Origin of the sequence: Rhizobium sp. WYCCWR 11128 (assembly GCF_013416305.1) — a bacterium.
Taxonomy (GTDB): Bacteria; Pseudomonadota; Alphaproteobacteria; order Rhizobiales; family Rhizobiaceae; genus Rhizobium; species Rhizobium indicum.
The window spans coordinates 289,646-308,823 of sequence record NZ_JACCEZ010000003.1 but is presented as its reverse complement, the minus strand read 5'-3'; the positions used below and the strand labels follow the sequence as shown (position 1 = coordinate 308,823).

The following is a 19,178-nucleotide window of genomic DNA, read 5'->3' as shown; positions in this document are numbered from 1 at the left end:
CGTTTCTAAACGCGCGGCGCTGCGGACGCACGACTGTCAAATTTGAGCGCTATGAAACCCTTGCCGGTCCGCCCGGCGAGGGTTTTTTGATTCCGTGCTCGATTCCGACTTGCCGATTGGTTCTATATAGGTTCTATTGTATCCCCATGGATAGAACCAGTCTGATAGCGGAACTGAACAGCCGCGGCCTGCGTGACGAGGCACTGACCGGGCCGCTTTACAAGCGGCTGGCGCAGACGCTGACCGGCCTCATTCAGGAAGGGCTACTGAAGCCTGGCACGGCGCTGCCGGGCGAGCGCGACCTTGCCGAGGCTCTGAAACTCGGCCGCGTTACCGTGCGCACCGCCTATCGCGATCTGATGGCATCCGGCGCACTGGAATCGCGCCATGGAAGCGGTACTTTCGTGTCAAGCAGGGTGGAACGCATGGAACAGTCGCTGTGGCGGCTTTCCTCCTTCTCCGCCGACATGCGCTCGCGCGGGCGTCTGCCGGCCGCACGGATATTGTCGCGGGCGGTCAACACGCCGTCGCCGGAGGAATCCTTCCTGCTCGGCCTCGGTGGCGACGAGCCGGTGCTGAGGCTCGACCGCTTGCGCCTTGCCGACGGCCTGCCGCTGGCGATCGAACGCGCCGTGGTGCCGATCAAGTTCCTGGGGCACGACGCCGGCGGCGAGGGATCGCTCTATGATGCGCTGACGGCCAGTGGCCACAGGCCCGTGCGCGCGCTGCAGCGGCTGACCGCGGTCACGCTCGACCCGTCCTCCGCCGCGATCCTGAACGTCAAATCAGGCGCGCCGGCGCTTCTGATCGAACGTGTCTCGCGCCTGGAAGACCAGCGCGTCGTCGAATACACCCGCTCGCATTATCGCGGCGATGCCTATGATTTCGTTGCCGAATTGAGAATCGGAGATGACCTATGAATGACAACCAGTCGCTGATGCTGCAGGAAGCCGGCCAATCGCCCGAGGTGGTGGCCACGCTGCTCGAAAAGGAAAAACCGGTCTTTGCCGAGATCGCCCGGCTGTTTTCGTCCGCCCGCCCGAGCGTGGTGACGACGGCGGCGCGCGGCTCCTCGGACCACGCCGCCACCTTCTTCAAATATCTCTTCGAGATCACCTGCGGCGTTCCGGTCGCCTCGGTCGGCCCGTCGATCGCTTCGGTCTATGGTGCGGCGCTGCATCTGAAGGGTGGTGTCCATTTCACCGTCTCGCAGTCGGGTGCCAGCCCCGACATCGTCGCGTTGCAGGACGCGGCGAAGAAGGGCGGCGCAACGACGATCGCCGTCGTCAACGTCACCGACAGCCCGCTTGCGAAGCAGGCCGATATTGTTCTCGGTCTCAATGCCGGCGCGGAAAAGAGTGTCGCGGCGACAAAATCCTTCATCGCCTCGGTCGCCGCCCTTTCCGGGGTAACGGCTGCGATCGGCGGCGCGTCCGATCTGCAGGCTGCCCTCGGTAAGCTGCCAGAGGCGCTTTCGGCAACGGCCGGCATCAACACGGCGGCAGCCGAGGAAGTGCTCTTCAACGCGACCTCGCTCTATACCGCCGGCCGCGGCCCGGCTTTCGCGATCGCGCTCGAAGCGGCGTTGAAGGCCAAGGAGACCTCCGGCCTGCATGCCGAGGCCTTCTCGCTGGCGGAACTGATGCATGGTCCGATGCGCCTGGTGCAGCCGGGCTTCCCGATCGTCGCCTTTGCGCCCGACGATGCGGCCTTCGCCAACAATGTGCAGGCGCTGGAACGCCTGCAGAAACTCGGCGCCACCACCGTCGGCTTCTCGACGCAGCCGCTTTCCGGCGTCCATCTGCGCGTACCGACGACGGGCAACGGCCTTGTCGATCCGCTGGTGTCGCTGCTTGTCTACTACCGGCTGATCGAGTCGGTGACGCGCCGCAAGGGCTTCGATCCCGACAAGCCGGCAAACCTGCTCAAGGTGACGGAGACGGTCTGATGGCCCGCAAGATCTTCCTCGGCGCCCGCATCTTCGACGGCGAGCGCTTCCACGACGACAAAGCCCTCATCGTTGCCGGCGGCCGCGTCGAAGCGATCGTCGCAAGAAATGATCTGCCGGACGGCGAGGTGGTGACGCTTGCCGGTGGTGTTTTGTCGGCCGGCTTCATCGATGCGCAGGTCAATGGCGGCGCCGGGCGGATGCTGAACGACCAGCCTTCCGTTGCCTCGATGGACATCATCGCCGGCGGGCACCGTCCCTATGGCACGACGTCGCTGCTGCCGACGCTGATCACCGACACATCAGAGGCCTCCATTGCCGCCATCGAGGCCGCCAAGGAGGCAGTGAAAATGAACCGCGGCGTCGCCGGCTTGCATCTCGAAGGCCCGCATCTGGCGCCTGCGAGGAAGGGCGCGCATCTGGCCGAACTGATGCGGCCGGTGGAGGACCGCGATGTCAAGGCCTTCATCCGGGCGCGCGAGGCGATCGGCACGCTGCTGGTCACCATGGCCGCCGAGCAGGTGACGGTTGCCCAGGTGCGCGAGCTTGCGGAAGCCGGCGTCACCATCAGCATCGGCCATTCCGATTGTTCGAGCGAGGCGGCGGAAGAACGTTTCGATGCCGGCGCGCGGGGCGTCACGCATCTCTTCAACGCCATGAGCCAGTTGGGACACCGGGCGCCCGGTCTCGTCGGCGCGGCGATCGATCATCCTTCGGCCTGGTGCGGCATCATCGCCGACGGCCATCATGTCGATCCGAAGGCCCTGCGCACGGCGCTACGCGCCAAACGCGGCGAAGGCAAGCTGTTCTTCGTCACCGACGCGATGTCGCTCGTCGGGTCGGAAAAGGACTCGTTCACGCTGAACGGGCGCACCGTCCGGCGCGAAAGGGGCGGCTTCTGCTCGAAGCTGGTGCTGTCCGACGGCACGCTGGCCGGTTCCGACGTCGACATGATCTCGACGATCCGTTACGGCGTCACCTATCTCGACCTGACGCTCGCCGAGGCCTTGCGCATGGCGACCCTTTATCCCGCGCGGTTTCTCAGGCTTGCCGATCGCGGCCATCTTTCGCCGGGCGCGCGTGCCGATCTCGTGCATCTCACCGATGCGCTTGCCGTCACCGCCATCTGGCTCAGCGGCGAAGTAGCCTGAAATCAAGGATAAGCCGGATGACTGACATTACCGATGCCTACTTCTCCAATCTGATCGGCCGGCTGGAAGAACTCAAGCAGACGCTTGCCCAGCCGATGGCGCAGGCAGCAGCGGTCATCCTCGATGCTGCCCATGGCGACAAGCGCGTCTATGTCTTCGGCACCGGCCATTCGCATATGCTGGCGGAAGAGGTGCACTATCGTGCCGGCGGGCTCGCCTTCACCGTGCCGGTACTCGTCGGCTCGGCCATGCTGCACGAGGGCGCGGTCATCAGTTCGGTCTATGAGCGCACGCAGGGCCTGGTGCGGCCGATGCTGGAGCGTTACGGCATGCAGCCGGGCGATGTCATCATCATCGCCTCCAATTCGGGTGTGAACGCCGCGCCGATCGAGGCCGCCGACTATGCGCGCGAAATCGGCGCAAAGGTGATTGCCATCACGTCGATCGCCTATTCCTCAGCGATCGCCAATGGCCGCCGGCGGCTTGCCGACGTGGCCGATGTGGTGCTCGACAACGGGCTGCCGCCGGGTGACGCCGTTGTCGATCTCGAAGGCACGGGGCTTCGGGTTGGGCCAGTCTCGACGGCGGTCGGGGTGACCGTCATCAATGCGATCTTCGCCGAAGTCGCCTCGGAGCTTTCCAAATCCGGCGATGCGCCAATTTATCTCAGCGCCAACATGCCGGGTGCTGCCGAGATCAACCAGAAGCTCGTCAAGAAATACCGGCCGCGCAACCCGCATCTCTAAAGCATGTCGGGCAAAAGTGTGCCGCGGTTTTGCGATAACGACATGCGTAAAAACAAAGACCTAAAGCGCGACGAGCGAATCTGAAAGATCGCGACGCGCTTTAGAGCATGATGCCGAAAAGTGTGTGCGGTTTTCGGCATCATGCTCTGATTATTTAATTGAGACGGCGGATATAAAAAAGGCCGGCGCGAGCCGGCCTCTTCGATAGGCTGAAACCAGGATCAGTCCTTGGCGCGTTCGACGTAGGAATTGTCTTCCGTGGCGATGACGACGCGGGTGCCGGCATTGATGTGCGGCGGCACCATGGCGCGCACGCCGTTCGACAAAATCGCCGGCTTGTAGGAGGACGATGCCGTCTGGCCCTTGACGACCGGTTCCGTCTCCATGATTTCGAGCGTGACGTGGCGCGGCAGTTGGAGCGCCAGCGCAATACCTTCATGCATCGAGAGGATGCAGGACATGCCTTCCTGCAGATAAGCCTTGTCGTCACCCATCGTGGCGACATCGACGACGACCTGGTCGTAGCTCGCCGGGTTCATGAAGTGGAAGCCTTCGCCGTCTTCATAGAGAAACTGGAAGGAGACGTCTTCGACGAAGGCGCGCTCGACCTGTTCGGTGGTGCGCCAGCGCTCGGAAACCTTCACGCCGTCGACGATGCGGCGCATGTCGACCTGGGTGACCGGCGTGCCTTTGCCCGGATGAAAGTTCTGGGCGGTGAGAACGACGTAGAGCTTGCCGTCGACATCGAGAACGTTGCCCTTGCGGACCGAAGAGGCGATGACCTTGACCATAAGACTTCCTTGTAACTCGGCTTTCGGCGTCGTAAATGACTGTCGAGACGCCCCCGAAGACGCAAATGTTTTTCTTTGGGGCGCAACTAACCTAAAATCCGGGAAATAGCCACCCCCCATACCGGCCTCTCCGGCGAAGAAAGCTTGGAATGAACTCTTCGGCGAAAGCGTCCCCCTGGTGGACCCCGTCCGTGCATGCCGACCGCCGTCCGCTCCTGATCGGACGTAATGCGATCCAGGCGGCGTTGCGCGGGTTTTTCGCGCGCGAGGATTTCATCGAGGTGGATACGGCCGTGCTGCAGGTCTCTCCCGGCAACGAGGCGCATCTGCATGCCTTCGCCACGGAAGCGCTGACGACGGATGGGCAAAAGGCGCCGTTCTACCTTCATACCTCGCCGGAATTTGCCTGCAAGAAGCTGCTTGCGGCGGGCGAGGAGCGCATCTCGTGTTTTGCCCATGTCTATCGCAATCGCGAGCGCGGGCCGCTGCATCATCCTGAGTTCACCATGCTCGAATGGTATCGGGCCGGCGAAAGCTACGAGAGCCTGATGATGGATTGCGTGCGCATCCTGGCGCTGGCGACTGAGACGGTGAAGACCGGGAAGCTTGCCTATCGCGGCGCCGAGAGCGATCCCTTCGCCGGGCCGGAGCGGATTAGCGTTGCCGAAGCATTCGAGCGTCATGCCGGCATCGATCTTCTCGCCTCCGTCGCCACCGACGGATCGACCGATCGCGACCATCTGGCGGCCGAGACGAAGCGCGTCGGCATGCGTGTTGCCGATGACGACGGCTGGGCCGATCTCTTCAGCCGGGTGCTGGTCGAAAAGATCGAGCCGCATCTCGGTTTCGGACGCATCACCATTCTCGACGAATATCCGGTCTCGGAGGCAGCCCTTGCCCGTCCCTCGGCGCGCGACTCCAGGGTTGCCGAACGTTTCGAGCTCTATGCCTGCGGCGTCGAGCTTGCGAACGGCTTCGGTGAACTCACCAACGCTGCCGAACAGCGGCGACGGTTCGAGATCGAGATGGCCGAGAAGGCGCGGGTCTACGGCGAGACCTATCCGATTGACGAGGATTTCCTCGCCGCGCTGTCGCTGATGCCTGAGGCAAGCGGTATCGCGCTCGGCTTCGACCGGTTGGTGATGCTGGCGACGGGAGCATCGCGCATCGACCAGGTGCTCTGGGCGCCGGTGGCGGAGTATGGAAGATGAATGTCGTCAAATCGATCAAGAGCGTCGACGATCTTGTGAAGGCGGGGCTGGTCGTGCCTGCCGATCGTGCGAGGCTTGAGGAGGTTGCGGCGCGCTACGCGATTGCGTTGACGCCTGCGATCAGCAAGCTCATCGATCGAGCCGATCCCGATGATCCGATCGCTCGGCAATTCGTGCCCGATGCGGCAGAACTCACGATCGCCCCGGAAGAACGCACCGATCCGATCGGCGATCATGCCCACAGTCCCGTCGAAGGCATCGTTCACCGCTATCCCGATCGTGTCTTGCTCAAGGCCGTGCATGTCTGCCCGGTCTATTGCCGCTTCTGCTTCCGGCGCGAAATGGTCGGGCCGCAAGGCCTCGGCACGCTCGATGCGGCGGCGATGCAGGCCGCTTTCGATTACATCCGCGGTCATGAGGAGATCTGGGAGGTCATCCTCACCGGCGGCGATCCGCTGGTGCTTTCGCCGCGCCGGCTCCGCGAGATCATGGAGGCGCTTGCCGAGATCGCGCATGTGAAGATCGTGCGTTTCCATACGCGTGTTCCGGTCGTCGACCCCGAGAAGATCGATGCGGCGCTGATCGCCGCTCTGAAGGCGAGCGGCAAGACGGTCTATGTCGCGTTGCATGCCAACCACCCCCGGGAACTGACGCCGGAAGCGCGGGCGGCTTGCGGCCGCCTCGTCGATGCCGGCATCGCCATGGTCAGCCAGTCGGTGCTGCTCAAGGGTGTCAACGACGATCCCGACGTGCTGGCGAAGCTGATGAAGGCCTTCGTCGAAATCCGCGTCAAACCCTATTACCTGCATCATCCGGATCTGGCGCCTGGCACCAGCCATTTCAGAGTGACGATCGAGGAGGGGCAGGAGATCGTCGCGGCGCTGCGCGGGCGGATTTCCGGTCTCTGCCAGCCGGCCTACATCCTCGATATCCCCGGCGGTCACGGCAAGGCCGTCGTCAGTGGGAGCGCGATCCGGGCAACAGGCGACGGATGTTATTCCGTCACCGATTATCGCGGCGGCGAGCATTCCTATCCACCGGCCGATTGAGACAAAACGCGGCGTTTGCGTGTCATTTCTGTACTCTCCACGCCAGAAACCAGAGTGTGTCGCAGTATCGAAATTACCTTAAGTCATTGATTTAAAGTGGTTGTTTACGACGGAGCGGGAGTGATCGCTAAAATCCTAACTGTGAGCCTCAGTCATATTTAACTCAATTAATTAGCGGAATGTTCTGTTTTCCGCACTAAAAGAACGCTCATGACAAGGCGATGAACGCCGGTTCGGGATCATGAGAATCTTGGAGTGATGGGATGAATAAGGCAATCCGCGACCTCGTAGCCAAATTCGGCAAGCTTCCTGGGTCGATCGACCAGGTCGCCGACGACGCCGATCTTTATGCGGCAGGTTTGACGTCCTTTGCTTCAGTGCAGTTGATGCTTGGCCTCGAAGAGGCCTTCGACATCGAATTTCCCGACAATCTCCTGAACCGCAAATCCTTCGCGAGCATCTCGGCCATCGCCAGGACCGTCGATCTGATCCGGGACAGCCGGAAGGTCGCCTGATGAATTTCCCCGTCAAGATCATGCAGGACGGTCTTGTCACAAGGGTAGCCCGTGTCGCCGAAATCGCGGCGAAACACGCGGATACCGTTGATGCCGAGGCCCGCTTCCCCCGGGAAGCCGTCGATGCGATGAAGGCCGAAAGGCTGCTCGGCATCCAGGTGCCGCGCCACTTCGGCGGCGAATCCGCCTCGATCACCGAGATCGCCGAATTGTGCTCGATGCTCGGCCAGGCCTGCGCTGCAAGCGCCATGGTCTTCGCCATGCACCACATCAAGCTGTCGAGCCTCGTTGAACATGGCGCCGACAGCGAATGGCATCGCGGTTTCATGCGCCGCATCGCAGCCGAGCAGTTGCTGATCGCATCCGCCACCACCGAAGGCGGTATCGGCGGAAATCTGCGCAACAGCATCTGCGCGGTCGAGGTCGATGGCGACACGTGCCGCCTCGAAAAGGATGCGACCGTCATTTCCTACGGCTCGCACGCCGACGCCATCCTTATCACCTCGCGCGCCCACGCGCAGGCGGCTTCCTCCGATCAGGTGCTGACGGCCTTCCTCAAGGACCAGTACACGATCGAGAAAACGCATGTCTGGAATACCCTCGGCATGCGCGGCACCTGCTCCGATGGTTTCCTGTTCAAGGGCGAAGCGCCGGCTTGCCAGATCCTGCCGAAGCCTTTCGCTGAGATCGCGGCGCAATCCATGCTCGCCTCTTCGCATCTGCTTTGGAGCGGCGTCTGGTACGGCATCGCCGTCGATGCCGTTGTGCGCGCCCAGGCTTTCGTGCGCGCTGCCGCCCGCAAGGCGCCGGATGCCCAGCCGCCGGGCGCGCTGCGCCTCGCCGAGGTTTCGAACCTGCTGCAGATGGTGAAATCCAACGTGGTTGCCGGCCTCAAGGCCTATGAGGATGCCAAGGCCGATGCCGACAGGCTGTCTTCGATGGGATTTGCGGTGGCGATGAACAATGTCAAAATTGCCTCGTCCGAGACGATCCTGGAGATCGTCAACCATGCCATGCTGATCTGCGGCATCATGGGCTACAAGAACGGCACGCCCTTCAGCCTCGGACGCCATCTGCGCGACGCGCATTCCGCACAGCTCATGATTTCGAATGACCGCATCCTCGGCAACACGTCGAGCATGCTTCTTGTCCATAAGCAGGACACTAGCCTACTGGGGTGACAGTCATGGATATGCAGACCTCGTTTCTGGACCGGCTTTTCGAATCCGGCTTGTTGATCGATACCGGCATCGACGGGCTCTACGGCCGCAGCGGCCAGTTCGAAGACGTGATCGCTGCCTTCGAGCGCCTGATCGACACGTTCGGCGGCGCCGATGGTGCCGAAGCCATGCGTTTTCCGCCCGGCATGAACCGCGCCTTCTTCGAAAAGAGCGGCTACATGAAGAGCTTTCCGCAGCTCGCCGGCACGGTGCACAGCTTCTGCGGCAGCGAGCTCGATCATGTCAGCCTGCTGCAATGCATGGAAGTCGGGGAAGACTGGACCAAGGGACAGGAGGCGACCGACATCGTGCTGACGCCGGCTGCCTGCTATCCGCTCTATCCGACGATCGCCAAGCGCGGCAATCTGCCGGAGACGGGCGGCCTCTTCGACCTGCAATCCTATTGCTTCCGCCATGAGCCGTCGAAAGACCCTGCCCGACAGCAGCTGTTCCGCATGCGTGAATATGTCTGCATGGGCACAGAGCTGCACGTCACCGATTTCCGCCAGCGCTGGATGGATCGCGGCGTCGAGATGATGAAGACCGTCGGCCTCGAGGTGACGATCGACGTTGCCAATGATCCGTTCTTCGGCCGCGCCGGCAAGATGCTCGCCAACAATCAGCGCGACCAGAACCTGAAGTTCGAGCTGCTGATCCCGATCACCTCGGCTGCCAATCCGACCGCCTGCATGAGCTTCAACTACCATCAGGATGCCTTCGGCACGAAATGGGGTCTCAATCTCGAGGACGGCAGTGTCGCGCACACCGCCTGCGTCGGCTTCGGACTGGAGCGCATCGCCCTTGCCCTCTTCCATCATCACGGACTCGATGTGAAGCACTGGCCGGCCAGCGTACGGAAAGCGCTGTGGGGCTGAGCAAATCGATGACATCCGTATTTTCGGGGGTATTTTCGGGAATCGACCCGGAAACCTACCGGGCGCATGCGCTGCATACCGGCGAGCGCGCCTGGCCGGAAACCAATTGCTATGTCGATCTCTGGATCGAGGTTCTGGCGACATCAGGCGTTGCGCCCGAGGCGATGCTGGGTTTTACCCTGACGCAGGATTTCGAGGGCGACCAGTTCACCTTCTTCAAGGTGCCGCTTGAGGATCTGGAAGCGCTCTACGGCATTCGTGTGACCGAGCTTGCCATCTACGACCGTGTCGAACGCCATGTCGAGGTTCAGATCGCGCGGGCTCGTCTCTGCCTGATCGAAATGGATTCCTTCTACATGCCGGATACGCGCGGCACGGCCTACCGGCAGGAGCACGGCAAGACGACGGTTGCTATCAACCGCCTGGACGTTGCGGCCAAGCGCGTCGATTATTTCCACAATGCCGGTTATTTCCGTCTCGAAGGCGAGGATTTCGACGGTTTGTTCCAGCTGCATCTGACGGAAAACGACCCGCCATTCCTGCCCTACACGGAATTTGCGCGTTTCCCGGAAAGGCCGGCAGATGAGGCGCATCTGCGCGCGAGCGCACGGCGGCTTGCCGGTTTTCATTTTGCCCGGCGTCCCCGCGAAAACCCGATCCGCGCCTTTGCAAGCGTCTTTCCGCAACAGGTCGAATCGCTGGCGGAACGGCCGTTCGGCTTCTTCCACAAATACGCCTTCAACACGCTTCGCCAGGTGGGCGCCAATTTCGAGCTGGCGGCCGATTACCTCACCTGGCTTTCCCCTGGTGAATTCGCCGCTGCCGCCGAGCATGCCAGGCGTATTTCGGAGGTGGCGAAATCGGTGCAGTTCCAGCTTGCCCGCGCCGTCACCCGCAGGAAGTTCGAGCCGTTGCAGGCAGCACTTGATCCGGCCGCCGATGCATGGGATTCCATGATGGCGTCGCTTGCGGGGCGAATCTGAGGCCGGAGATCTGACCATGCGGGGGCGTTTGGCGAGCATCGGTGCCGAGGAAAGTCTACTTTCCGAAGGCTGGAACCTGATCCTGACGGAGCCGGGCGCCTGCGCCGTGCCGCACGACATCCCGCTCTCCGCACAGTTCATACCAGCACCCGTTCCCGGCACCGTCGCCGCCGCGCTCGAAAAAGCCGGGCTCTTCGACCGTGAAAATCCCGAGCCGCTGAACACGCGGGATGCCTGGTATCTTTGCCGGCTTTTCGATGCCGAGCCCGGCGACGCGATCCTGCGTTTCGAAGGGCTGGCGACGCTTTGCCATGTCTTCCTGAACGGCCAGGAAATCCTGTTTTCCGAGAGCATGTTCACGGCGCACGAGATTCCGGTGACGCTTTCGGGCGGCGACGAACTGGCACTGTGCTTCCGGGCGCTCGGCCCCCGTCTGTCGGAGCCGGGCCCGCGCGCGCGCTGGCGGCCGCAGATGATCACGCCGGCGGGCTTGAAGAATTTCCGCACGACGCTGCTCGGCCATATGCCGGGCTGGTGCCCCGATATCCATGCCGTCGGCCCATGGCGGCCGATTGCGATGGTGCGGCGTCATCCCGTCTCGATCGACAATGTCTCCATCCGCGCCGTATTGGAGGAGAGTGGTGTCGGCCGCCTCAGCGTTTCCCTGCATAGCAATGCCGAGAATCCCTCAATGCTGCTGCGCTGCAGCGGGATGGAGCAGCCTTTCGAGAAGGTCGGCGACAGTCATTACTCGGCTATCCTCAAGCTTTCCGACATCGAGGCCTGGTGGCCGCATACGCATGGCGCTCCGCGTCTCTACGCGCTGACGCTGGTTTCCGACGGCGTGGAATATCCGCTCGGCAGGACCGGCTTTCGACGTATCGACATCGACCGTGGTGCCCATGGCGATGACTTCGCGCTCCTCGTCAACGGCGAACGCATCTTCTGCCGCGGCGCGGTGTGGACGACGGCCGATATCGCGCGATTGCCGGGCGGGCGGGCGGACTATGAGCCGTTCCTGCGGCTTGCCGCTGCAGCTGGCATGAACATGATCCGCATCGGCGGCACCATGGCCTACGAAACGCCGGATTTCTTCGCGCTCTGCAACGAACTCGGTCTGCTCGTCTGGCAGGATTTCATGTTCGCCAATTTTGATTATCCGCGCAACGACAAGGCTTTTCTTGGCCACGTGCATGCGGAGGTCGAGGAATTCCTGCACGGCGTGCAGGCGTCGCCTTCGCTGGCCGTGCTCTGCGGCGGCAGCGAAGTCCACCAGCAGGCGGCAATGCTCGGTCTGCCGGCGGAATTTTGGAGCGGGCCGGTCACCGATGAAATCATCCCGGCGGTCGTCGCCCGCATGCGCCCCGATGTGCCCTATGTGCCGAACTCGCCATATGGCGGAGCGATGCCCTTTTCGCCCAATGCCGGTATCGCGCATTATTACGGCGTCGGTGCCTATATGCGGCCGATTGCCGATGCGCGCCGCGCCGATGTGCGTTTTGCCTCGGAAAGCCTCGCCTTCGCGCATGTGCCGCAGCAAAGGACGCTGCAGCGTCATCTCGATGTGCCCGCCGTCCACAGCCCGCTATGGAAGGCTCGCGTGCCCCGCGACCGCAGTGCATCGTGGGATTTCGAGGATGTTCGCGACTTCTACCTGCAGCTTCTCTACGGTTTCGATCCGGCTGAGCTGCGCCGCGAAGATCCGGAACGCTATCTCGATCTCTCCCGCGCCGTTACCGGCGAGGTGATCGAGGAGACTTTTGCCGAATGGCGGCGCAAGGGCTCCGCCTGCAATGGCGCGCTCGTCTGGACGCTGCAGGATCTGCTGCCCGGCCCCGGCTGGGGAGTGATCGACTCCACCGGAGAGCCGAAGCCGGTCTGGTATGCGATGCGCCGTGCATTCCGGCCGGTGCAAGTGGTTTTCACCGACGAGGGAACGAACGGTCTCGACGTGCATGTCGTCAACGAGACGGATGAAGCACTCGATGTCGAGCTCGAGGTCGTCTGTCTGCGCGGTGGAAAACAGCAGGTCGTCAGCGGCAGCAGGGCCTTCAAGCTGGCGGCAAGAGATACGGAGCGCCTTGCCTGCACCGCGCTGTTCGGCGCCTTCTTCGACACGACCTATGCCTTCCGTTTCGGGCCGCCGGCGCATGATGCCAGTGTGGCGCGCCTGCGCTCGCTGGCGGACGGCGCCATTCTCGCCGAGAGCTTCCACTTCCCGTGCGGACGGGGGAAGGCGCTGCATGATGCAGGTATCGAAGCATCATTCACCAGAGACGGCGACAACTGGTTCGTTGACCTCAGGGCCGACCGGCTGGCGCAATCTGTGCATATCGACGTCGAAGGCTATCGGGCCGACGACGACTGGTTCCACCTTGCCCCCGGCGCGATGCGGCGCGTGAAGCTCCACGCGCTGTCCGGCGTGGAAAGCGACATTCCGCCTGCGGGCGAGATCAGAAGTCTAGGCAGTTCGCATCGCGTCGCAATCGAGGGCTGACGCCGCTGCGAAGGATGATGCCGATCCATTGGGAAAGACCGTGATTTGAGAACGATATACCGCTTTCTGCGCGCCCATGTTCTGCAGCGGCTGATCCCGCGGTCGCGTCTTGCTTTCAATCCGCGCAGGCCGGTGGAAATCGTCGGCTATCTCTCGATGGCGGTCGGCGTCGGCGAATCGGCAAGGCTCTGCGCCGGCGCATTGTCGGAGGCGGGGCGGGCGATTTCGCTCTCCGACGTCAGCACGCATCCTGACGAGAATTCCTTCGCCGGATGGATGCCGTCGCATCTCTCCACCGAACCCGCGGGAAGCCGGATCTGGCATCTCAATCCGCCGATGCTGCCGCGCGCCATCCTGAAGAAGGGCGTGGCGAATTTCACCCGCGCCTTCAACATCGGCTATTTCGCCTGGGAGCTCGAAGTCGTGCCGGCCGAGTGGCGCAATGCGATGCATTACATGAATGCCGTCTTCGTGCCGTCGGAATTCACCAGGCGGGCGATTGCGCCCCTCACTGCGGCACCGGTCATCGTCGTTCCGCATCCCGTCACCGAGAAGCCTGCGACGGAAGGCATGCGTCAGAGATTCGGCATCAAGGAAGACGCCTTTCTCGTCAGCTTCATCTTCAGCGCCGGCTCCTCGATCAACCGGAAGAATCCGCAAGCCGTCATCGAGGCCTTCCGGATATTTGCCGCCGAATGCCCCAGCGCCTTCCTGTTGATGAAGGCCAGCGGCGATATCAACAAGGATGAGGGCCTGCGCGAACTGGTCGCCTCGGTCGCGGGCAATACCCGGATCAGGATCGTTACCGACAGGATGTCGGATTCCGATATCAATGGCCTCATCCGCTGCTCAGATGCCTATCTTTCACTGCATCGTTCCGAGGGTTTCGGGCTGACGGTGGCCGAGGCGATCATGCAGCGTACACCCGTCATTTCCACGGCCTGGTCGGGCACGGTGGATTTCTGCGATCCCGACAATAGCTGGCTGGTTGCCTCTCCCCTCATTCCGGTGGTCGATACCCATCCCGAATTTGCCGGGCTCGAAGGCGCGGTCTGGGCCGATCCCTCACCCGAGGCGGCGGCCGCGCACCTGCAAGATATCTTCCGCACACCCGAGCGTGCACGAGAGAAGGCCGAGAAGGCGCGGGAGTTCCTGCTACGTTACCTCGCGGAAAACAGCTACGAGAAGGCGCTTCAGACGCTGGCGGCGATGCAGGCCAGCTAAGGTGCCACTCCGCTTTATTTTAACATTTTCGCATTAGAGATGGCGGGTATGCGGCGGTAGGCCGATCCTGACGGATGGACAGATGTCGAAGGGTATTATCGCAAACTCGGTGATGAACGCGGCGGCAGGCATGCTGCTGCTTCTGACGGGCTTTGTGTCATCGATCATAACCGCGCGGCTGCTCGGGCCGGAAGCCAACGGCATCGTCGCCTTCTCGCTCTGGCTGGTGGTGACCGGCGCCTCGATCGCCGAGCTCGGCTCCAGCATCACGCTGCTGAAGACGTTGCCGCAACTTTCGGCGGAAGGCTTCGACGCGCGCCGCCGGCGGGGTTTTGCCGCCATCCTCGTCAGCTTCATGATGTTCTCGACCGTCGGGCTGCTGGCGCTCTACGCGCTGTTCTTCCTCACCTCCGAAAAGATGCACTGGGCCGACACCGCGCCATCCGTCGCTCTGGTCACGGGCGTGCTGTTCTTTATCCAGGCGATCGGATCCTTCGTCAAATTCTACCTGATCGGCGAAAAGAAGCTCGGCGCTTTCTTTAAGCTGACGGTCGCCGTCTCGATCGTGCAGCTTGCCGGCGTTGCCGTCGGCGCCGTTTTCTACGGCGTCGAGGGCGTTCTCGTCGGTTATGCGCTCGGCCAGCTCGTGCTGTTTTTCGCCACGCTGCCGATCCTTCTGGCGCGGCGCGACTGGTGCGGGGTCTCGCTGAAATATCTCGCCTCCTCTTCCGTCATCCTGTCGATCCAGTTCATCATCGATTCCATTTTCCTCAACCGCCTCGAGCTTCTCTTCCTGCAGCAGTTCTGGTCGGTGGAGATGGTCGGCTATTATGCCGTCGGCCTGTCGATCGCCAATATCGCGCTGCAACTGCCGATCCAGATGACCGGCAGCCTGCTGCCCTATTATTCCGAGCGGCGGCACAGCAGCGACGATTCGACATTGCCGGTCGAGGTCTTTACCGCCGTTACCCGCAGCATGGCCTATATCGTGCTGCCGATGAGCCTGGGGCTCGCCGCGATCTCTAGCGAACTGGTGCTCGTGGTGTTCGGCGAAGCATTCCGCCGCAGCGGGACGGTAGTGGCGCTGCTTGCGCTCGTTGCTCCCGCCTATACCTTCATGCAGATCCTCAGCCTCTATTTGCTGTCGATGGACAGGGCCCGCTCCCGCCTGAACATCAGTGTGATAGGTGGCCTACTGATGGTAGCGGGTTGTTTACTGATCGTACCTAGGCTTGCCGCCGAGGGTGCCGCACTCGTGCGCATCCTCGTATTCGTTGCGATGTCGGTGATGATGATCAGACAGACAGGATTCGGATCCCAGCTTTCGGGTCTCTACGCAAGCCTGACGAAGGTGACGCTCGCCTCCGTGCTGTGTGCTTGCGGAGCGACTTCCGTGCTGGAATTCGTCCAGGGTCCGGCCGGATTGGTCGGCGCCATCATCGCCGGCGCATTCGCCTATTTTGCAGCACTCCGGGTGCTGCGCGCCGTGCCGGGCGAGGATGTCGAAGTCATGCGCTCCATTCTCGAGAAGATGCCGTCCCTGCTGCGGCGACCGGTTGGCTACGCGATCAATTTCATCGCGCCGCGGCTTCCCGGCGATCCCGATCGTGCGAAGGTCGCGCCCGGTGAATTCTCGCTCGAACCGGCCGAGGGGGCGGGACGCAGCGCCGCCCTGCCTGTGGTCTTCGACGGCACGATCGGGCTGTTCATGCCTGAAAATCCTCTCGCCAAGAAACGTTCGGCCGCGGTGCTCTTCGTCAGTCCCTGGGGTTTCGAGGAGATGTGCAGCCGTAAATTCTTCCGCGTCGCGGCCGAGCATTTCTCGGATATCGGCGTGCCGAGCCTGCGCTTCGACTATCGCGGCACCGGCGATGCGCTCGATTTCGGCGCACTGCCGGCGAGGCTGGAAACCTGGGAAGATTCGATCCGTGCGGCCGCCGATAAGCTCAAGTCGCTGAGCGGCTGCGACCGCATCATCCTCATCGCCCAGGGCCTCGGTGCGACGCTTGCCCACCGCGTCGGCTCCTCGATCGAAGGCGTCGACAGCCTCGTCATGCTGGCGCCGGTGCTGAGCGGCCGGGCCTATCTGCGCGAACTCAACATGTGGTCCAAGATCATCGATGCCGATCTTGGCCTCGGCAAGGAGCATGTCCAGATCGCCAAGGTGCAGATCGCCGGGCTCGTCATGCCCGAAGAGATCGCCGCCGAGCTCGGCAAGCTCAACATTGCCTCGCCGCAGGGGCTCGCAACCTCCCGCTATCTGATCCTCGAACGTCCTGCCAAGGCCGAGGATACCGGCTTTGCCGATGCGCTGAAGGCGCTTGGCGCCGATGTCGAGCAGAAGGCCTTCGACGGCTATGACGAGCTCGCTACCAATCCGCTGTTTGCCAAGACGCCGATGGCTGTCGTGGCACTGCTGACGACGTGGCTGGAGGCAACGACGACAGAGACATCCGTCGCCCATTCACCGGCGGCGATCGACAACCCGCCGCTTGCCGGCGATGGGTTTGCCGAAGCTCCGGTGCGTTTCGGAAGCCATAATCATCTGGTCGGCGTCGTCAGCCGGCCGCTCGGCGAGATCAAGGGCAATGCCGTGCTCTTCTTGTCGACGGCCTATGATCGGCATGCCGGCTGGGGACGGACGACGGTTGATATGGCGCGCGAGCTTGCCCGCCAAGGCGTCGTTTCGCTGCGCTTCGATTCCGCCAATGTCGGCGACAGCCCGCCGCGGCCGGATGCGCCGGAACAGGTGCTTTATTCGGATACGCAGACCGGAGATGCAGTCGCCGCGCTCGATCTGCTCGAAGGTGTCGTCGCCGGCCCCGTCATGGTCGCCGGCCGATGCAGCGGCGGCTATGTCGCCTTCCGCGCCGGCGTCGCCGATGAGCGCTTGAAGGCTGTCGTGTCGATCAATCCCTTCGTCTATTACTGGGATCCTGACATGCCGGTGCGCCGGGAGCATGTCGTCTCCGTTCCCCGTAGCCTCGATGATTACAGCCAGCGTCTGGCGCGGCTCGACACGCTGAAGCGGCTGCTGCGCGGCCAGGTGGATGTCGTTGCGGCGCTGCAGAATATCGTCATCGCCGCCGGCCGCCGGCTGTCGCCTTGGATCGCGCCGCTGCTCGAGCTGCTCCCCGACCGGCGCCATATTGCCCGCGAGGTCCGGCACTCCTTCGCGTTGTTCGGCAAACGCAAGGTGCCGCTGACGCTGATCTACAGCGAGGGTGATGTCGGGCTCGACCATGTCTATTTCCACTTCGGGCCGCGCGGCGCCAGGCTTTCGCGCTATCCGAACGTGCGCCTGCTGATGCTACCGGATGCCGACCACAATCTGACGCCGCCGCAATCGCGCAAATTCGTGCTCGACGAGATCATCCGTCTGGCGAGAGCGTGACTAGAGCCTTTCCGGGTTAGATTGAAGCATTCTGTTGGCTCAAACGGAGTCGGATGGTCGACCGGCCGGCGCGCGTCGTAGCCGGCTCTACGGCCAAGCCGGCCGGTCGATCAGCCGGCCCGTTTCAGCCAACCCGAAGGGCCGGGCATCTTTCCGCCAGGATCAAAGGCGATCGGCTCGGACGTACCAAGAGGTATGCCCGTCGCCAATCGCCTTTGCCCTGACGAAAACCTGCTCCGGCAGAATGCTTCAATCTAACCCGGAAAGGCTCTAGGGATTTTACAGCTCACGCGTCTTTTCACACGCGCAAGGCTGTAGCGCTTATGCGGTAGGAAGACAGGATCAGATGCTTTCTGCGGCGCTGACATCAAGCGATCTGTAGAGATCAATATAATGTCCGGCGACGATATCCCAGGAATAGCCGCGGGCGGCGTCGAGAAGCTCGGCGCGAACGGCGTCCGGTTGGCGCGAAAGAGCTTGATGGGCCGCTTCGATCGCCGTGGCGGCGCTCTCAGGATTGGTGAAATCGGCAAGCATGAGAACGGGATGCCGGGCGGCAAGCGTCGCAAATGCATCGTTGGCGTTCAGCACCGGCAGGAGGCCGGCGCTCATCGCCTCCAGCGCCACCAGGCCGAAACCTTCATATTCCGAGGCGGAGGCGAGAATCGAGGCTTCTGCGATGATGCGCCGGATGGTGTCGTTCTCGGGCGACACATGCAGGGTGACGCGGCCGGACAGATGACGGCTTTCGATTGCGCCTTCGACATCCGCCCGGTTCAGGTCGGATTCGGCGCCGACGATGTCGAGATGCCATTCCGGATCGCGGGTCTTCAACATGGCCATCGCATCGAGCAGGTGGTCCAGCCGTTTGTTCACCGAGAACCGGCCGATCGTGACGATGCGGCGCTTTGCCCGGCGTGAAGCGGTGTCGGCAAACTTGCCGATATCGGCGCCGTTTTCGATCAGCAGGCTGTCGGGCACGATTTCTGAAAACTGCTTGAGGTCGGAGGCGCTGCAGCAGACGACGCGGCGATAGGCCATCGCCGAAGCGCGGGTCAGCGTCCGGAACCAGATCTTCTTGATCGCCGCGTATTTCCGCGTGTGGAAGAAGCCGCCATGGGTGGTGACGATCATCGGTTTTCCGTGCAGCAGCCGGCCCCAGGCGAGCGCGTCGAAGAAGAAGTCGATGGCATGGACATGGACGAGATCGGCGTCGGCGAGATGGCGGAAAACCTGCGGTGCCAGCGGATAACGGCTGGTGCCAAACCAGGGAATGCGCACCACCTCGATGCCGTCGATATCTTCGCGAAGCGGCAGCTTGTCCTCTGGCGCGGTGAAGAGCGAATCCAGCGTGACGACGCGCACGCGATAGCCGCGGCGCACGGTCTGGTGGCCGAGATTGGCGACGACGTCTTCCAGGCCGCCGCGATTGGGCAGGAATTGGCGCACGACATGGACGATCAGCGGTGCCGTTTCCAACTGCGGGTTCTCGCGCGCCCTATCTGCCTCGACGATCGACATTTTCCACCTATCGCTGCACGTGCCGGCCCGCGCTGACGCGGGCCCGTGATATA

The 19,178-nt window shown here is 62.7% G+C and carries 15 protein-coding genes; 13 read left to right on the top strand and 2 right to left on the bottom strand.

Translation table 11 applies throughout. The features are described from left to right. Positions 1-146 precede the first annotated feature (146 nt). From HX898_RS13850 to HX898_RS13835, 4 genes are read left to right on the top strand one after another with little or no spacing between them, the layout of a single operon-like run. Positions 147-920: a GntR family transcriptional regulator gene (locus HX898_RS13850; RefSeq protein WP_003543751.1), complete on the top strand. Its 774-nt coding sequence runs from the start codon at positions 147-149 to the stop codon at positions 918-920. After that, positions 917-1,948, top strand: coding sequence for an SIS domain-containing protein (locus HX898_RS13845; RefSeq protein ID WP_180194897.1), 1,032 nt, complete (start codon positions 917-919; stop codon positions 1,946-1,948). The genes HX898_RS13850 and HX898_RS13845 overlap by 4 nt, the downstream gene beginning before the upstream one ends. Further along, positions 1,948-3,099, top strand: coding sequence for an N-acetylglucosamine-6-phosphate deacetylase (nagA, locus tag HX898_RS13840; RefSeq protein ID WP_180194896.1), 1,152 nt, complete (start codon positions 1,948-1,950; stop codon positions 3,097-3,099). Before HX898_RS13845 ends, nagA begins: the two co-directional genes overlap by 1 nt. Before the next feature lie 17 nt (positions 3,100-3,116). Next, a complete protein-coding gene (locus tag HX898_RS13835; protein WP_130822695.1) occupies positions 3,117-3,845 on the top strand; it encodes an SIS domain-containing protein in 729 nt (242 codons plus the stop codon). A gap of 221 nt (positions 3,846-4,066) precedes the next feature. On the opposite strand, the gene efp is transcribed toward HX898_RS13835, so the two are convergent. Then, positions 4,067-4,636: an elongation factor P gene (gene efp / locus HX898_RS13830; protein WP_012759420.1), complete on the bottom strand. Its 570-nt coding sequence runs from the start codon at positions 4,634-4,636 to the stop codon at positions 4,067-4,069. A 149-nt stretch (positions 4,637-4,785) separates the two neighbouring features. Between efp and epmA the strand changes: the two genes are divergently transcribed. The 9 genes from epmA (at position 4,786) to HX898_RS13785 (ending at position 17,604) form a co-directional block, all read left to right on the top strand. After that, positions 4,786-5,847: an EF-P lysine aminoacylase EpmA gene (gene epmA, locus HX898_RS13825; protein ID WP_138331887.1), complete on the top strand. Its 1,062-nt coding sequence runs from the start codon at positions 4,786-4,788 to the stop codon at positions 5,845-5,847. Next, complete coding sequence (locus HX898_RS13820) at positions 5,844-6,896, top strand: lysine-2,3-aminomutase-like protein (RefSeq protein ID WP_171600242.1); 1,053 nt, start codon at positions 5,844-5,846, stop codon at positions 6,894-6,896. Before epmA ends, HX898_RS13820 begins: the two co-directional genes overlap by 4 nt. Before the next feature lie 263 nt (positions 6,897-7,159). Further along, entirely contained in the window at positions 7,160-7,411 is a 252-nt protein-coding gene (locus tag HX898_RS13815; RefSeq protein WP_003543737.1) for an acyl carrier protein, read from the top strand. After that, positions 7,411-8,592, top strand: a complete 1,182-nt coding sequence (locus HX898_RS13810; protein ID WP_138331885.1) for an acyl-CoA dehydrogenase family protein — start codon at positions 7,411-7,413, stop codon at positions 8,590-8,592. Before HX898_RS13815 ends, HX898_RS13810 begins: the two co-directional genes overlap by 1 nt. Before the next feature lie 5 nt (positions 8,593-8,597). Continuing rightward, positions 8,598-9,506, top strand: a complete 909-nt coding sequence (locus HX898_RS13805; protein ID WP_138331884.1) for an amino acid--[acyl-carrier-protein] ligase — start codon at positions 8,598-8,600, stop codon at positions 9,504-9,506. Next, a complete protein-coding gene (locus HX898_RS13800) occupies positions 9,497-10,489 on the top strand; it encodes a DUF1839 family protein (RefSeq protein ID WP_180194895.1) in 993 nt (330 codons plus the stop codon). The genes HX898_RS13805 and HX898_RS13800 overlap by 10 nt, the downstream gene beginning before the upstream one ends. Positions 10,490-10,505: 16 nt before the next feature. Continuing rightward, positions 10,506-12,986: a glycoside hydrolase family 2 protein gene (locus HX898_RS13795; RefSeq protein WP_180194894.1), complete on the top strand. Its 2,481-nt coding sequence runs from the start codon at positions 10,506-10,508 to the stop codon at positions 12,984-12,986. A 45-nt stretch (positions 12,987-13,031) separates the two neighbouring features. Next, positions 13,032-14,210, top strand: a complete 1,179-nt coding sequence (locus HX898_RS13790; protein ID WP_171600239.1) for a glycosyltransferase family 4 protein — start codon at positions 13,032-13,034, stop codon at positions 14,208-14,210. Between the two features lie 82 nt (positions 14,211-14,292). After that, entirely contained in the window at positions 14,293-17,604 is a 3,312-nt protein-coding gene (locus HX898_RS13785) for an oligosaccharide flippase family protein (protein ID WP_180194893.1), read from the top strand. A 342-nt stretch (positions 17,605-17,946) separates the two neighbouring features. Here HX898_RS13785 and HX898_RS13780 read toward each other — a convergent pair whose 3' ends face one another. Next, positions 17,947-19,125, bottom strand: a complete 1,179-nt coding sequence (locus HX898_RS13780) for a glycosyltransferase family 4 protein (RefSeq protein ID WP_180194892.1) — start codon at positions 19,123-19,125, stop codon at positions 17,947-17,949. Between the last annotated feature and the right edge of the window lie 53 nt (positions 19,126-19,178).

Coding starts and splice junctions, on each gene's coding strand:
- HX898_RS13835 (WP_130822695.1), top strand. CDS start 3,117: ATGACTGACATTACCGATGCCTACTTCTCCAATCTGATCGGCCGGCTG.
- HX898_RS13795 (WP_180194894.1), top strand. CDS start 10,506: ATGCGGGGGCGTTTGGCGAGCATCGGTGCCGAGGAAAGTCTACTTTCC.
- nagA (WP_180194896.1), top strand. CDS start 1,948: ATGGCCCGCAAGATCTTCCTCGGCGCCCGCATCTTCGACGGCGAGCGC.
- HX898_RS13845 (WP_180194897.1), top strand. CDS start 917: ATGAATGACAACCAGTCGCTGATGCTGCAGGAAGCCGGCCAATCGCCC.
- HX898_RS13805 (WP_138331884.1), top strand. CDS start 8,598: ATGGATATGCAGACCTCGTTTCTGGACCGGCTTTTCGAATCCGGCTTG.
- HX898_RS13820 (WP_171600242.1), top strand. CDS start 5,844: ATGAATGTCGTCAAATCGATCAAGAGCGTCGACGATCTTGTGAAGGCG.
- HX898_RS13810 (WP_138331885.1), top strand. CDS start 7,411: ATGAATTTCCCCGTCAAGATCATGCAGGACGGTCTTGTCACAAGGGTA.
- HX898_RS13785 (WP_180194893.1), top strand. CDS start 14,293: ATGTCGAAGGGTATTATCGCAAACTCGGTGATGAACGCGGCGGCAGGC.
- epmA (WP_138331887.1), top strand. CDS start 4,786: ATGAACTCTTCGGCGAAAGCGTCCCCCTGGTGGACCCCGTCCGTGCAT.
- HX898_RS13780 (WP_180194892.1), bottom strand. CDS start 19,125: ATGTCGATCGTCGAGGCAGATAGGGCGCGCGAGAACCCGCAGTTGGAA.
- HX898_RS13815 (WP_003543737.1), top strand. CDS start 7,160: ATGAATAAGGCAATCCGCGACCTCGTAGCCAAATTCGGCAAGCTTCCT.
- HX898_RS13850 (WP_003543751.1), top strand. CDS start 147: ATGGATAGAACCAGTCTGATAGCGGAACTGAACAGCCGCGGCCTGCGT.
- efp (WP_012759420.1), bottom strand. CDS start 4,636: ATGGTCAAGGTCATCGCCTCTTCGGTCCGCAAGGGCAACGTTCTCGAT.